The following is a 15,730-nucleotide window of genomic DNA, read 5'->3' as shown; positions in this document are numbered from 1 at the left end:
CATTCTCGGCAACCGGGCGCGACGCGGCAAACAACGATTCCCGCTTTGCTTATCGCGCCGCGCCGGCTGCGCGAACGCTCAGAACTTCACGCGCAGCCCGCTGACGAACGCGAGCTGCCGATTCGTCGACGATGCGCTGCCGATGTTCGAGATCGCCGCGATCCGGCGATAGCCACCGGACGTCGCGGTGCTCGCATCGCCCGCGGCCAGCTGGTAGATACCGGACAGGTAAATGTCGGTGCGCTTCGACAACGCATAGTCGAACCCGAGCGTGAACTGGTGCCAGCGCGGCTTCAGCGTCTGGCCGCCGGTGCCCGGCAAGCCGCTCGCGCGTCCGTCGGTGAACGTGTAGACGCCGATCAGCGTCGCCGCCGGCGTGATCTGGTAGCGCCCGTTCACGTCGTAGTTGTTGAACTTGCGCGACGAGCCGTCGACATAGTCGAGCTGCGTGTGGCTCCACGCGAAGCCGAGGGTCGCGCGGCCGAGCGCGTAGTTCGCGCCCGCGACGCCGATCTGCTGCTTGCGCACGCCGCCGTTCAGCCCGTAGAAGAACGCGCCGCTGTAGTCGTTGCCGGTCGTCGTGGTCGCGCCGCCCACCGCGCCGCTCGTGTTCGACGTCGCGTTCGGGTGGTTGAGCCGCACATAGCCGGCGCCCGCCGACAGCGGGCCGTTCACGTAGTTCGCCGACACGCCCCACGCGTTGTTGTTCGAGAAGCCGGTGCCCGCGCCGCCGTTGGCCTGGTTGCTGAACGCGTACAGCGCGTCGGCGGTGAAACCGGCGATCGTCGCGCTGCGGAACTTCACCGCGTTGTTGATCCGGAAGCTCTGGTTCAGGTTGTCGTTGTCGCCGACATGGGTGGCCGGCGACCAGAATCCGGACCCCGCGTACTGCGCGACGAGATCGGTGATCGGCTCGTACTGGCGGCCGAACGTCAGCGTGCCGAGGTCGGCCTTGCTCAGGCCCACGTACGCGGAGCGGCCGAACAGGCGGCCGCCCTGGCCGAGCCCGCCGTCGCTCGGCCGGAAGCCGCTTTCGAGCGTGAACACGGCCGCCAGGCCGCCGCCGAGATCCTCGTTGCCTTTCAGGCCCCAGCGGCTGCCGCTCAGCTTGCCGCTCGTCTGCTGGATGTTGCTCGCGCCGCCCTGGCTGTTCGTATAGGCAAAGCCGGCGTCGACGACGCCGTACAGCGTGACGGAACTCTGCGCATGCGCGCCGATGGAACCGATCGAAACCAAACCCAGGACTACCGAATTCTTGATCATGAGTAACCTCTTTTTTATGGGTGAATCTGCGAGGATCACGATGCTATTGACGTCGGTCCGGTCGACGAACGTTCGATCCGTGGTTTGCAATTCGCTGCGCGAGCGAATTGCAATGCGTGCCGCTGCACGCTCGACGCGTGCGCCGCGATCGCGTCCGGCGCGCGTGCTGCAGCGGACGTATCGGCATGGATGGCGAACATCGCGCGACGGCCATGCGCGGTCGTGCGCATATCGATCGATGAAATCGTTGGATATCGCGACGAGATCCGTTCGGATGACGATGTTTTTATGCAACGCGGCTCTGTGAGACGCGCGGCCGATGCGGTAGGCACACCTGCATATCGATTCCGCAAAACGTTGGTAGGGCCGCGCGATGCAAGGCAGTAGAGTCGGGCATCCGGCCGCGAGCCGGCCAGCGCCGGGCGCAGCGCACGCAGCGTGCAGCCCGGTCGAACCACGAATATGGGAGCCGTGTGAAATGAGTCGGGATGTGTTGTTTCTGCTGGAACCGGGCTTTGCCGATCCGAAGTATCCGGGCCGACACTTCGTCTGTCCTCACGGACTGGCGATCGAAGGCCTGCTTGCGAGCGCGCCCGAGCGGGCCGGCCGCCTCGACGTGCGCCGGGTCGGTTTCGAACGGCCGCGGCACGCGGTGATCGACGTGCTCGACGACGCGCATCAAGGCCTGCCGGTGCTCGTGCTCGGTAGCGCGCAACCGGCGCCGGACGACGCGCAAGCGCTCGGCACGACGCGCTTCGTCACCGACCCGCGCCGCATCCTCGATCTGCTGGCCGAGCGCCACGGTTTTCCTTCGCTGCATTGACGCACGTCGGCCGTCGCGCACGGCGGCTTCCTTTTTCCCTTTACCGTTCAATCGACAGGAGTATCCGATGGCGTCAACTTCGGCGGCGCGCCGCCGCCTGCTGCTCGCCGGCGCCGCGATCGCGGCGGGCCCCGTGGTCGCGCGGGTCGCGTTCGCCGCGCCGACCGTCAACGCCGATCTTGCCGGCACCACGCTGCGCGTCGCGACCTACAAGGGCGGCTGGCGCGCGCTGCTGCAGGCGGCCGGCCTGGGCGACACGCCGTACCGGATCGAGTGGCGCGAGCTCAACAACGGCGTGCTGCACATCGAGGCGCTGAACGCGGATGCGCTCGACATCGGCTCGGGCAGCGAGATTCCCGCGGTGTTCGCCGCACGCCAGAAGGCCAGCGTCCGGTTCATCTCGCGTACGCGGGAGGATCTGAACAACCAGGTCACGCTCGCGCGCAAGGACACGCCGATCCTTGGCATCGCGGACCTGAAGGGCAAGCGCGTCGGCTACGTGCGCGCGACGACGTCGCACTATTTCCTGTACCGGCAGCTCGCGGAGGCCGGCCTCGGTTTCGACGACATCCATCCGATCAACCTGTCGCCGACCGACGGGTTGTCCGCGTACGACCGCGGCGACCTCGACGCGTGGGCGATCTACGGCTACAACGGCCAGCTCGCGCGCAACCGTTACGGGGCGCGCGTGCTGAAGACGGGCAAGGGCTATCTGTCCGGCAATTTCCCGATCTATGCGAACCCGCGCACGCTGGACGACCCGCGCCGGCGCGCGGCGACCGGCGATCTGCTGCTGCGGTTCCAGCGCGCGTATGCGTGGGCGAACGGGCATTTCGGCGCCTATGCGCGCGCGCAGAACGGCGAAACGCGCGTGCCGATTGCCGATCTCGAGGCGATGTTCGCGCAGCGCAGCGACGACTACGCACTGCTGCCCGTCACGCCCGACGTGATCGCGCAGCATCAACGAGTCGCGGACGTATTCGCGCGAATCGGCGTGCTGGATGGGCCGGCGAACGTCGCGCCGTTCTGGGATACGTCGTTCAACGCGCTGGTGGCGTCGGCGTGATGCGCGAGCGGCGCTTCAAACGCCGGTAGGTGATGCGCGGGCGCGGCAAGGGCGAATTCGCCGTGGCGTGAGATCGCATGGTCGGCCGCCTGCGCGGCGAACGGCCAGTCGTCGTGCGTGCGGTTGCGCGGCTGGCGGATCCCGACGCTCGTGCCGCGACAGGGACGCGCAGGCGCCGAAGCGGGCGCGCCCGGCGCGAATTCAGTCGCGCGGACCGAATCAGGAGAACGTCGATCGGGCGAACGTCGCTCAGGCGAACGTCGTCGCGACCATGATGCCGAACACCAGGCCGAGCGCGATGCCGGTCAGCCGGCCGTAGATCGACGCGCGCACATTGTCGTCCAGCTCGAACGGCGAGCGCTTGTGCTTCCATACGGTGCTGAATGCCACCGGGCGGGTCAGCAGCACGGTGCACGCGATCAGCACCGGCGTCGCGACGAGCATCGCGATGCGCGGCCCGGTCCAGTCGACGCCATGCATCATCAGCGAAACGAGCACGGCGAGCGGCACCTCGACGCACAGGCCGAGCAGCGAGCCGCCGACGAAGGAGTCTCCTGGTGATTGGAACATGGTCGGTCCGTCCGTTCGAATGAAAGCCGCGCCCGTTTTCGCGCCGTTGAAAATGGTGACCGCGGTCCTTGCTGAAGCCCGTGGTCGATCGTGTGGCCGGATGTTAAGGCAAATTGTCGACCGGTTGTCGGCTATTCAAGCTATTTAACAAATGTTCGCCGGAAACCGGGTATCGTGCGCGGATCGGGACGATTCGCCGCGGTAGCCGTCGGCCACGCCGTTCCGGCAGACGGCGCCGGGGCGCCGGGGCGACGTGACCGAGCGGGTGGCGCGTACGCCTGAAGCCAACCAGGGGACTGCAACATGACTGACATTCCGGCCAACCATCCGGCGACGATCGCCTGCAAGGTGTGCGGTGCTGACGCGGACATCTGCGGCGTGGTCGATTTTTCGCGCTGCGGCGCCGACATGATCGCCGGAAAAAAGGTCGATCCGTTCGTGGGCGTGCCGATCTACTACTACGCGTGCCGGCAATGCGGATTCACGTGTACGCCGGCCTTCGACCGCTGGACGCACGACGATTTTGCGCGTCACGTGTACAACGACGACTACGCGCGCCACGATCCGGAGTATCTCGAGCATCGTCCGCAGCAGCACGCCGACCTGATCTGCACGAGCTTTCCGTCGATGCGCGAGACCCGCATTCTCGATTTCGGCTCGGGGCTCGGGCTGCTGGAAAAGAAGTTGTCCGCGCGCGGCTTCGCGGACGTGACTTCGTATGATCCATTCAGCCATCCCGTCGCGCCGCAGGGGCAGTTCGATTCGATCCTGTCGTTCGAGGTCTTCGAGCATCATCCGGATCCTCGAAGCCTGTTCGCCGACATCATCCGCTACCGGGCGCCTGCCGGCGCACTGCTGTTCCAGACGTCCCTGATCACGCCGGAGATCCTGGCGCGCGGGATCGAGCAATGGTGGTACTGCGTGCCGCGCAACGGGCATATTTCGTTTTATACGAGCCAGGCGCTGACGCTGCTGGCGACGCGGCACGGGCTTAAATTCGGCTCGTTCAGCCCGGAGCTGCACGTGGTGTTCGATCGCGCGGCGGCGCCGGGGTGGCTTGCGAAATTCTTTTAGTGAAAGGGGCGCGTCGCGTCGATCGCGACATCGGCCGCGGACGTGCGCTTCGTCTAGAAACGATCGATCACGCCGAACTGGATACCGCGCACCGACGCACCTGGCCACGAAGGCGTGAGGCCGGTCACGTTCACGCCTCTCAGCGTGTAGGTGGCCTGGCCGCGGTTGTGAAGCCACGCGCCACTCGCATAGACCAGCACCCGCTTCGACACATCGTATTCACACGCCGCGCTGAACTGGTCGGCATCGTTGTTGCGGCCCGACCGGTCGCGCAGCCACGTATAACCCAGCGACGCGCGAAAACGCGCGTTCACCGCGTAGCGTGCGGAAGCCGACACGCCGTCGCTGTGATATCGCGGCGTTCCGCCGTCGCCATTGAAGTACGACAGGAAGGCCGTCACCGGGCCGAACGCATAGGACACGCCGCCGAGGTTGGCGCGCAGTGCGCCGCTGCCGTGGGTTTGCTGGTGCGCGTACGAAATGCGCAGCGGGCCGTCATGCCAGGCGAACGTCTCGATGTGGCCTGCCAGCCCGTTGCCGTCGCCGTCCTTCGCGTCGCGCAACGACGCCATGATCGTGGTCGAAAAGCCGTGCACCTCGGGGGACAGGTACGTGATCGCATTGCTTTCGTACGGCGTGATTTTCGACAGATTGTTCAGCCCCGACGCGATCGTGCCGGCCCCGAACGCATCGAGCTGCCCCTTGAACGGGATGTAGATCGGCGAATACTGACGGCCGACCCGCACCGTGCCGTAGCGTGAGCTCACGCCGATCCAGGCCTGGCGGTTGAACAACGTGTTGGCGGCGGCCAGGGTGCCGTCCGCCGAGCCGAAGCCGTTCTCGAGATCGAACAGGATCTTCACGCCGTTGCCGATATCCTCCGCGCCGCGCACGCCGATGCGCGAGCCGCGATACGCGCCGGAATCCATCCGGGCGACGTAACCCGCACCGGGATTCGTGATCTCGATGCTCGTGTCGATCGTGCCGTACAGCGTCACGCTGCTTTGCGCATGGGCCGCCGACGCGTGTGCGGCAATGGCCGTTGCGGCCGCACCGATGCGCAGTGCGAAACGTGTGACGGCCGCCGGCCGGCGCGATCGGCGGCGTCCCGGCGTGAGGTCGTGATTTCGGATGCGGGAAGCGGGAAAGGAACGATTCATGGACAACGGTAGCATGCAGTCAAGACAGTGAGGTGACACGCTGAATGCGGGATGGTGCGGCAACCCTCGCCGCACCATCCCGCACGCGATCCGGTCGATTCCGGCGCTTACTTGCTGTCGGGCAGGGCGTAAGCCACTACGTAGTCGCCCCGATCGGGCGACTGGCGCGCGCCGCCTGCAGAGATGACGATGTACTGCTTGCCGCCGATTGTATAGCTCATCGGCGTGCCCTGGCTCCCGACCGGCAGCCGTGCCTTCCACAGTTCCTTGCCCGTCGAGCTGTCGAACGCGCGCAGGTAGTAGTCCTGCGTTGCGGCGAAGAACACGAGACCGCCGCCGGTCGTCAGCGAGCCGCCGATGGTGGGCATGCCGATCGGTGACGGCATGTTCATCTGCACGCCGTGAAGGCGCGTGTCCTTCACGGTACCGAGCGGGACTTGCCATGCGATGCGGCGGGTCTTCAGGTCGACCGCGGTGAGGCTGCCGAACGGCGGCTTCTGGCACGGGATGCCGATCGGCGAGAGGAAGCGGTCCTTCAGCACCGAGTACGGCGTGCCGCCGAGCGGCACGGCACCCATGCCCGCGTTCACCGATTCGTTGCCGTCGGAGGCGCCGCCGCGGTTCTTCTCCTGCTCCAGGTGGACCCAGAGGCCCAGCCGCATGTCGTTCACGTAGATCATGTCCGCGTTCGGATCGTACGACAGGCCGCCCCAGTTCATGCCGCCGAGCGAACCCGGGAAGCTGAGCGAGCGATCGGTGTCCGGCGCGGTGAAGAGGCCGTCGTAGCGCATGCCGCGAAAGATCACGCGGCACATCAGCTGGTCGATCGGCGTGACGCCCCACATGTCCGAATCCTTGAGCACGTCGGCGCCGATCTGCGGCATGCCGACGGACAGCGGCTGGGTCTTCGAATACGGCTCGTTCGGAATCGACGCGGTCTTGACCGGATGTTCGACGACCTGCGTCAGCGGCTTGCCGGTCACGCGGTCGAGCACGAACAGCTGGCCCATCTTGGTGCCGACGATCAGCGCCGGCACGCGCTTGCCGCCTTCCGCGGGGAACTCGATCAGCGTCGGCTGCATCGGCACGTCGTAGTCCCAGAGGTCGTGGTGGACCGTCTGGAAGTGCCACTTTTCCGCGCCCGTCGTGGCGTCGAGCGCGAGGAGGGACGCGCCGTATTTCTCGTCGAGCGCGGTGCGCTTCACGCCCCACAGGTCGATCGCCGCGTTGCCCACCGGCATGTAGATCGTGTTCGACGTCGCATCGTAGGTCATCGGCGCCCACACGTTCGGCGTCGAGCGCACGAAGGTCTTGCCTTGCGCCGGCTGCGCGTGATCGTCCGGATTGCCCGGATCGAATGCCCACTTCATCTTGCCGGTCATCACGTCGAAGCCGCGGATCACGCCGCCGGGCATGTCGAGCGACACGTTGTCGGCGACACGGCCGCCCGTGACCACCGTCGTGCCCGCGACCGTCGGCGGGGATGTGAGCTGGTACAACGGGCTCTTCGCGTTACCGAGGCCGGCCTTCAGGTCGACGATGCCGTGATCGCCGAAGCCGTCGCACGGCTTGCCGGTGTCCGCATCGAGCGCGACGAGCTTCGCGTCGATCGTGTTCATGAAAATGCGGCGGCGGCACACGGCCGGATCCCCGGACGCGGCGACCGGCAGGACCGGCGTCGATCCGGCGACGGTCGGCTGCACGAGCGGCTTGTCCGCATCGAAGTACGCGAGGCCGCGGCAGCGCACCCAGACCGTCGTCTTGGTCGGGAACGCATGGCGCCACTTCTCCGTGCCCGTCGCCGCATCCACGGCGATCACGGTGTTGTGCGGCGAGCACAGGAACAGCGTCTTGCCGACCTGCAGCGGGGTTTGCTGATCCTCCGAGCCGCCGCCGTCCGGGCTGAGCGGCGTGTCGCCGGTGCGGAACGTCCACGCGACCTGCAGGTGCTTCACCGTGTCGCGATCGATCTGCGCGTAGCGCGTGAAGCGGTCGCCGCCGTCCGAGTGACCGTAGGCCGTCCAGTCGTCGGTGCCTGCATTGCCGGCCGCCGGCACGGGCGTCTCGGTGCCGAACGTGCCGTGCGGCACGAACATGCCGTAGACGAATGCGCCGTTGCAGGCGAGCAGGAGTGCGGCAATGCCCCATGCCATGCCGCGTGCGGGTGCCTTGCCTTCGGCACGGCGCAGCAGCGGCCAGGCCGGCGCGAGCAGCATGCCGATCATCGAGAACATGAAGATCCGCGCGTTGAGCGGCCAGAACGCGAAGCCGACTTCCCACACGGCCCACAGCGCCGTGGCGATCAGCATCACGAGGTAGATCGCGACCGCACTGGCGCGGCGCCGGGCGAACTGGACGCCGGTCGCGCACAGGGCGAGCCCGGCCAGCAGGTAGTACGGGCTCCCGCCACGGGCGACGAGCATGCCGCCGCCGATGACGAAATAAAGGCCGAGGAGCAGCGAGACCGCGCCCGCGGCGGTCAGGCCGATGCGGGCGGAAGCACGAATCGGCTCTGCAGGGGATTGCTTGGACATGAGTGTCTTCTTATCCGTTTGCGCCGGGCTGCATCGACAGGCGGGAAGAGGGCGCCGTGGGTGGCCCCGTTCGAACACGTGGAGAAGGCGCCGCACGGCATGCATGCGCGGGCTTCGCAGGTCCTGATCGTGCAGCCTGGTTAGCTGTAGAAATTAACCAAGCGGTGCATTTTAATGGCGAACCGGAGATTTTGCTCGCCCATTTTTTCGTCGATTCTTGTTCGATTGGTTGAAAGTGTGTTGCAGATTGGTGCGACGGGCGATCGATCGGAAACCCGTCGATTTCTTGCAGCAAGCGAACGAACCGCAGCGGGAAAGCCGCCCCGGGCGAAGCCGGGTGCGATGCAGCGCCGTTCTTGATGCAGGTCACGGGAGACGCCGACGCGCCGAGCCACGATGAACGTGTTCGGCCGACCGCGCCGGCCACTGCCGGCCCGCGCCTGTCGCTCGCGGCTCGGCCGCGACCATCGGAGGGCTCGTCATGGATCACGGAAAATCACACATCGTCTGGTTCGACGATCTGCGACGCGGCGACGTGGCGCGCGTCGGCGGCAAGAATGCATCGTTGGGCGAACTGATCGCCAACCTGTCCGCACGGGGCGTGAGCGTGCCACCCGGGTTCGCTTCGACCGCGGATGCGTACTGGCGCTTCATCGATGCGAACGGGTTGAGGCAGGCCATCGGCAGCACGCTCGAAGCGTTCGGCGCACGCAAGATGTCGCTTGCCGAGGCCGGTGCGTCGATCCGGCAGGCGATCCTCCACGGAGACTGGCCCGACGACATCGCCGACGCGATCCGGGACGCGTATCGGCAACTGTGCCGCGAGGCCGGCAGCGACGACGTCGATGTCGCCGTCCGGTCGAGCGCGACCGCCGAGGATCTTCCCGACGCGAGCTTCGCGGGTCAGCAGGAAACCTACCTGAACGTGCGCGGCGAGCATGCGTTGCTCGCGGCTTGCCGACGGTGCTATGCGTCGCTGTTTACCGACCGGGCGATCGCCTACCGCGAAGAAAAGGGTTTCGATCATTTGCGCGTCGCGCTGTCGATCGGCGTGCAGCGGATGGTGCGTTCGGACCTCGGCGCGGCCGGCGTGATGTTTTCGCTCGACACGGAAACAGGATTCGACAAGGTGGTGCTGATCAACGCGGCGTGGGGGCTTGGCGAGAATGTCGTGCAGGGCACCGTGGATCCCGACGAATATGAGGTGTTCAAGCCGTTGCTCGGCGATCCGGCGTGCACGCCCGTCATCGGCAAGACGCTCGGCGGCAAGGCACGCAAGCTGATCTATGCGCGCGACGAGCATGCACCGACCCGCAACGTGCCGACCTCGAAAGCCGAGCGTGCCACCTTCGTGCTGGCGGACCGCGACATCCTGGCGCTTGCGAACTGGGCCTGCGCGATCGAGGCGCACTATGGCCAGCCGATGGACATCGAGTGGGCAAAGGACGGCGTAAGCGGAGAACTGTTCGTCGTGCAGGCACGTCCCGAAACGGTGCAGTCCCGGCGCGAGGCCAGCGCCATCAAGACCTATCGACTTGGTCGGGCCGGCCGCAAGCTGCTCACCGGCGTCAGTGTCGGCGAGGCGATCGCGGTCGGCAGCGTATGTGTGATCGACAGTCCGCGCGACATGGGGCGATTCGTCGATGGCGCGGTACTGGTGACGCGCACGACGGATCCGGACTGGGTGCCGGTGATGCGCCGCGCCGCGGCGATCGTCACCGATCATGGCGGCCGCACGTCGCATGCCGCGATCGTGAGCCGCGAACTGGGATTGCCGGCCATCGTCGGCACCGGCAATGCGACCCGCATGCTGCACGATCAGCAGGAAGTGACGGTATCGTGCGCGGAGGGCGAGGCCGGGTTCCTGTACGAAGGCATCGCGCAATACGACGTGGAGGCGATCGACCTGACCGACCTGCCGGCTACCCGTACGCAGGTCATGCTGAACCTCGCGAATCCGGCCGCGGCGTTCAGGTGGTGGCGACTGCCTGCCGACGGCGTCGGGCTCGCGCGCATGGAGTTCGTGATCAGCAACCATATCAAGGTTCACCCGATGGCGCTGGCCCACTACGATGCGCTGACGGACGCGCATGCGAAGCGCGCGATCGCTGCCCTGACGGCGGGCTATGACGACCCGTCGAACTATTTCGTCGACCGGCTGGCGCATGGCCTTGCGCGTATCGCGGCGGCCTGTCATCCCGCGCCGGTGATCGTCCGCATGAGCGACTTCAAGACGAATGAGTACGCTCATCTGGTCGGCGGCGCGCAGTTCGAACCGCGGGAAGAAAACCCGATGCTCGGCTTTCGCGGTGCGTCGCGCTACTATTCGCCGCGCTATCGTGCCGGATTCGCGCTCGAATGCCGGGCCATCGCGCGGCTGCGAAACGACATGGGATTCAGGAACGTGGTCGTGATGATCCCGTTCTGCCGGACGCTCGACGAGGCGGACCGCGTGCTCGAGGTGATGGCCGCCAACGGCCTGAAGCGTGGCGATGACGGATTGCAGATCTATGTGATGTGCGAAATCCCGTCGAACGTCATCCTCGCGAGCCAGTTTGCGCAGCGCTTCGACGGCTTTTCGATCGGAAGCAACGATCTGACCCAACTGACGCTTGGCGTGGACCGCGATTCGGCGGAACTGGCCGGGTTGTTCGACGAACAGAACGCCGCCGTGAAGTGGATGATCGCCCGCGTGATCGAGTCGGCCCGCAACGCGGGAGCGAAGGTCGGCCTGTGCGGCCAGGCGCCGAGCGATCATCCGGCGTTCGCCGATTTTCTCGTGGCGTGCGGCATCGACTCGGTTTCCGTCAGCCCCGACAGCTTCATCGCGGTCAAGCGTCGCGTGGCCGCTGCGGAGCGCGCTGCGCCCGGCGAGCGTGCGGCGCCGGAATGAACGGGGTCGGATGGGCACACGACGGTCCCGCACCGGGTTGAAGGCGCATCACGCCGCGCACGAGCGCGGCCAGCCGCGTTCGGCCCGGACGAACGCCGCTTGCAGTACCGGATGCACGTCGGCGTGCCAGTGATCGCCGGTAAAGAGCCCGTAGTGGTCGCAATCGTCGATGTCGACGCGTTGCCGGGCATCCGCCGCGAGGCCGCTGCACATGGCCAGCGCGGCATGGGTCTGGCCGGCACCGGTGACGGCATCGCACTTGCCTTCGACGGTCAGCAACACGATCGAGCGCAGCGCGGCGGGCTCGACCCGCTGGCCGTGAACGTGCCACGTCCGGTTTGCCAGGCAAGCCCGCTGGAACACGATGTCGACTGTATCGAGGAAATACTCGGCGGGCATGTCGAGGAGCGTCAGGTACTCGCGCAGTGCGCGGCGTGCGGTTGCGAGTGCGTCGGCGTCGTCGCTCGACACCGCTCGTCGATAGCGATCGACCAGCGCCATGTAGCGTTGCGGGTAGGTGACCGCGATCTCGGCGCGCTGCAGATAGGCCGGAAATACCTGCCGCCCGTATCCGGCGAAGCCGTGCGGCACCGTATCGATCAGCGTGGCGCGACACCAGTCGAGAGAATGCGACCGGGCCGCGGTGCCGAGCGCACTCGGATTGATGCGGGCATCGAGCGGGCCGCCGATCAACGTCAGGCTCGCCGGCAGCGCGGCGTCGCGTTGCGCGCGCAGCGCGATGGCACCGAGCGACGGAAACGTCGCCTGACAGACGGCGACGACGTGCACCGGCCGGGCGTCCGCAAGCAGGGTATCGACGAAGCGGTCGAGCATCGACACGTACTCGTCGAGGCCGAATCGGCCCGCGTCGCACGGCACGTCGCGCGCATCGATCCAGTCGGTGATGCAGACGTCGCCGTCGGCCAGCAGGGTCTCGACCGTCTCGCGCATCATCACGGCCGCATGGCCGGCCAGCGGCACGCAGAGCAGGATCACGCGTTGTGCACCGGCGTGCGAGAAGCGGCGCAGCGTGCAAAACGGCGTGTGCGAGACGATCGTTTCGTCGACGTCGATGCGACGGCCGTCCACGTCGATCGAATCGATGGCGAACCGTGGTGCCTCGGCATGCAGGTCGAGCAGGGGTTCGAAAAGGTCGGCGTAGCACGCCGCCGCGGCATCGGGCCAAAGACCGCACGTGAACCGCGCCGCCGCGCCCCACGTTCGCAACCATTGCCGTTGCCGTTCGATCAGGTCATACCACATGGCGGATGGGCGGAAAATCGCGGGAAATCTGGACAAGCCTACTGTCGCCGGATTGTGCCGCGACGGGTTGACCTGCATCAGTGTCGCCCCGATCGCCGGTGCATAAGCTGGTCCATGGATCCCGGACGGATGCACGGAGTGGGCCATGGACACGTCTCGACGCATGCTCGTCGTCTTCTACTCGCGCAGTGAAACGACGGCGGCGGTTGCGCACCGGCTTGCCGCCGAGCTTGGCGCGGATTGCGAACGGCTGCGGGAAGCCGACGATCGGCGGCGGACGGGGGCCGTCGGCTTCCTGCGTTCGCTCGCGGACGTGATCCGCGATCGTGCCGCGGACCTTCGGCCAACAGCCTGTTCGCCGTCCGCATACGATGTGGTCGTGCTAGGTACGCCGGTCTGGGCGGGCCGTGCATCGACGCCGATTTCGACCTGGCTCGCGCGGCACGGGAGCGAACTGCGCGCGACCGCATTCTTTTGCACGATGGGCCTGCGCGGCGACATCACTGCATTCGGGCAGATGCAGGCGCTGGCGCGGCAAAGGCCGATCGCGACGTGCGCGATTTCGGGGCGCGATATCGGTCGCGGCCTGGCCGCTCGGAAGCTCGCCCGTTTTGCGCGTTCGATCGCCCGCCGGCTTGCCTCCGGCGAACGGCACATGCGCGCGGAGCGGGCAACGTGACGGCGCAGTCCGGGGCCAGGCGCGACTACGATCATGTGCTGGTCGGCGGCGGCATTGCCAGCGTGTCCGCGGCGCATACGTTGCGGCGCGAAGATCCGTCCGCGCGCATCGCGATCCTGTGCGGCGAACACGTGCTGCCGTATCAGAGACAGCCGCTGACAAAGGAATTTCTCGCAGGAAACCTCACCCCGGCGGCAATCGCGATACACCCGGCGGGGTTCTACGAGATGCGCAGGATCGATCTGCTCCTAGGGGCGAGGGGCGCGTCGGTCGACTGCGGCGCGCATGTCGTCAGGCTGGAGGATGGCACCGCGATACACTACGGCAAGCTGCTGATCGCGACCGGTGCGTCGCCACGCCGTCTGGCGGTGCCGGGGGCGACGCTGGCGGGCATCGGTCACCTTCACGACCTCGACGACGCGCTCGTGCTTCGCGACAACGCCGCCCGGCGACGACGCCTGCTCGTCGTGGGCGGAGGCTTCACGGGTTTCGAGGCGGCGGCCACGCTGCGCGGGCGCGGTCTGGAGGTCACGCTCGTCGAGCGCTGCGAGCGGCTGTTGCCGCAGCTGAATTCCGTTCGGCTATCCGATCACTTTGCCGGGTTGTGTGCGACGCGCGGCGTCGACGTTCGAACCGGAACGACGGTGGAGCGCTTCATCGGAGAGCATTCGATCGAGGCGGCCGTGCTCACCGACGGCAGCGTCATCGAATGCGACCTCGTCGTGATTGCCGTGGGCGTCGAGCCAAACTGCGGGTTTCTCGCGGGCAGTGGCATCGCGACAGTGGATGGCGTGCTTGTCGACGAATGCCTGCAATCGTCGGATCCGGACGTCCATGCGGCCGGCGACGTCGCGCGGTTTCGCGATCCGGTATTCGGCGTGCAGAGGCGTATCGAGCACTGGGACAACGCGGTGCGTCAGGGGCGCCTGGCCGCCAGGAACATGCGCGGTGCGCGCTTGCCCTATCGGGATGTATCGATTTTCTACGGAAGCGTATTCGACGTACCGTACAACTTCCTCGGCAACGCTGCTGATGCGACCGAAGTCGTCGAGCAGGGCCGATTCCCGCGTGCTCCGTACTCGTTGCTCTATCTGAGACATCATGTCCTGCGTGCGATGTTCTCGATCGGTGTCCGCGCGGATGAAATGACCGCCGCCGAGGAGACGATACGCCATCGGGTCAATCTCGGCGCGCAAGTCGAGGCTGTGACGCACGACGTATCGCGGCTGTGCGAACTCCCCGCGCAAACGGTCTTGATCCTGCAGGGTGGCGGTGCGCTCGGCGCATTCGAAAGCGGAGCGATCGCCGCACTCGAGTCGCGGGGCGTCCGTCCGGACGTGATCGCGGCCGTGTCGATCGGCGCGTTCAACGGCGCGATCGCAGCGAGCCATCCGGGGCATGCGGCCGAAGCACTCGACGCATTCTGGCGCGAGCTGTCGATCAGGAGTCCGGTGGGCGTGCCGTCGTCCGCCTATGCGGGACATGCGTTGCTCGCGTGGCATATCGCGCTGTTCGGCGTTCCGAATTTCCTTCGGCCGCACTGGTGGCCTGACGGGATTCCGCCGTCCGGCTTTGCTACGTGGTGGACGAGCTGCTACGACACGCAGCCGATGCTCGCGCTACTGCGCCGCCATGTCGATTTCGACGCCCTGGCGGGCAGCGCGACGCGCCTGCTGCTTGGAGCCGTGGACGTGGAAAGCGGGGAGCGGCGCATCTTCGACAGCTATGTCGATCGCATCACGCCCGAGCACCTGCTCGCCAGCGGTAGCCTGCCGCCCGCGATGCCGTGGACGCGCATCGACGGCCGCGCTTACTGGGACGGCGGCATCATCAGCAACTCGCCGCTCGATCTCGTGATCGAACGGTGCGGGCGGATAGCAGGGCGCGTGTTTGTTGTCGATTTGTTTTCAGGGTCGCGCCCGTTGCCATCGAACCTGATCGAGGTCATGCTGCGGCGCGACGAGATCGTCTATGCCGATCGGGTTCGTAACGACCTGCGGTTCGAGGAAAACGAGAACGACTTTCGCGATCTCGTCGAACGTATAACCTGCCAGCTTGATCCCGAAACGGCGGCCCGCATGCGACAACTCCCGGAATACATCCGACTCATGGGGAGTCGTGCGCCCGTACGGGTCTTCAGGATCGCGCTGAATGGCCACGCCGGAGCCACGGACACTTTCGCGCGCGACTTCGATTTTTCCGATACATCGATTGCAGCGCTGTTCGAACTCGGCCGCCGCGCGGCGCTCGCAGTGCTCGCGTCCAACGCGGCGGAACCGCTCGGGGGCGCAGCCGGCCGGCCTGGTCGAGCGAGGCCACCAACGCCTTGAACGCTTCCCACTCCACGGCGGGGAACGTTTCGATCGCTCGCGTCTTCCGGATGACCTGCATCAAGAACGCTTGCC

The 15,730-nt window shown here is 66.7% G+C and carries 11 protein-coding genes; 6 read left to right on the top strand and 5 right to left on the bottom strand.

All coding sequences use genetic code 11. The features are described from left to right. Positions 1–78: 78 nt before the first annotated feature. Complete coding sequence (locus DIE12_RS04005; RefSeq protein ID WP_124519743.1) at positions 79–1,263, bottom strand: porin; 1,185 nt, start codon at positions 1,261–1,263, stop codon at positions 79–81. Positions 1,264–1,741: 478 nt separating this feature from the next. On the opposite strand from DIE12_RS04005, the gene DIE12_RS04000 reads away from it, so the two are divergent. Both DIE12_RS04000 and DIE12_RS03995 read left to right on the top strand, forming a co-directional pair. Beyond that, positions 1,742–2,086 (top strand): DUF3088 domain-containing protein, encoded by a 345-nt coding sequence (locus DIE12_RS04000; protein ID WP_044846516.1) that lies wholly within the window; start codon positions 1,742–1,744, stop codon positions 2,084–2,086. A gap of 67 nt (positions 2,087–2,153) precedes the next feature. Continuing rightward, entirely contained in the window at positions 2,154–3,152 is a 999-nt protein-coding gene (locus DIE12_RS03995; protein ID WP_124519744.1) for an ABC transporter substrate-binding protein, read from the top strand. Between the two features lie 249 nt (positions 3,153–3,401). Here DIE12_RS03995 and DIE12_RS03990 read toward each other — a convergent pair whose 3' ends face one another. Beyond that, entirely contained in the window at positions 3,402–3,722 is a 321-nt protein-coding gene (locus tag DIE12_RS03990) for a hypothetical protein (protein ID WP_044846518.1), read from the bottom strand. 303 nt (positions 3,723–4,025) lie between these two features. Here DIE12_RS03990 and DIE12_RS03985 point away from each other — a divergent pair, with 303 nt between their 5' ends. Next, positions 4,026–4,796: a class I SAM-dependent methyltransferase gene (locus tag DIE12_RS03985; protein ID WP_124519745.1), complete on the top strand. Its 771-nt coding sequence runs from the start codon at positions 4,026–4,028 to the stop codon at positions 4,794–4,796. 53 nt (positions 4,797–4,849) lie between these two features. Here DIE12_RS03985 and DIE12_RS03980 read toward each other — a convergent pair whose 3' ends face one another. Continuing rightward, a complete protein-coding gene (locus DIE12_RS03980) occupies positions 4,850–5,956 on the bottom strand; it encodes a porin (protein WP_260427851.1) in 1,107 nt (368 codons plus the stop codon). A 107-nt stretch (positions 5,957–6,063) separates the two neighbouring features. Beyond that, positions 6,064–8,490 (bottom strand): membrane-bound PQQ-dependent dehydrogenase, glucose/quinate/shikimate family, encoded by a 2,427-nt coding sequence (locus DIE12_RS03975; protein ID WP_124519747.1) that lies wholly within the window; start codon positions 8,488–8,490, stop codon positions 6,064–6,066. A 481-nt stretch (positions 8,491–8,971) separates the two neighbouring features. Between DIE12_RS03975 and ppsA the strand changes: the two genes are divergently transcribed. Continuing rightward, positions 8,972–11,383, top strand: coding sequence for a phosphoenolpyruvate synthase (gene ppsA, locus DIE12_RS03970; RefSeq protein WP_124519748.1), 2,412 nt, complete (start codon positions 8,972–8,974; stop codon positions 11,381–11,383). Positions 11,384–11,431: 48 nt separating this feature from the next. Here ppsA and phaZ read toward each other — a convergent pair whose 3' ends face one another. Further along, positions 11,432–12,646 carry a polyhydroxyalkanoate depolymerase gene (gene phaZ / locus DIE12_RS03965; protein WP_124519749.1) on the bottom strand — a complete coding sequence of 405 codons (1,215 nt, stop codon included), beginning with the start codon at positions 12,644–12,646 and terminating at the stop codon, positions 11,432–11,434. Positions 12,647–12,791: 145 nt separating this feature from the next. Between phaZ and DIE12_RS03960 the strand changes: the two genes are divergently transcribed. Together DIE12_RS03960 and DIE12_RS03955 are read left to right on the top strand one after the other, a co-directional pair. Next, complete coding sequence (locus tag DIE12_RS03960) at positions 12,792–13,325, top strand: flavodoxin (protein WP_124519750.1); 534 nt, start codon at positions 12,792–12,794, stop codon at positions 13,323–13,325. Continuing rightward, a complete protein-coding gene (locus DIE12_RS03955; protein ID WP_124519751.1) occupies positions 13,322–15,655 on the top strand; it encodes an FAD-dependent oxidoreductase in 2,334 nt (777 codons plus the stop codon). Before DIE12_RS03960 ends, DIE12_RS03955 begins: the two co-directional genes overlap by 4 nt. The last annotated feature ends 75 nt before the right edge of the window (positions 15,656–15,730 follow it).

Source organism: Burkholderia sp. Bp9015 (assembly GCF_003853505.1).
Taxonomy (GTDB): Bacteria; Pseudomonadota; Gammaproteobacteria; order Burkholderiales; family Burkholderiaceae; genus Burkholderia.
This window is presented reverse-complemented; position numbering and strand designations above follow the sequence as displayed.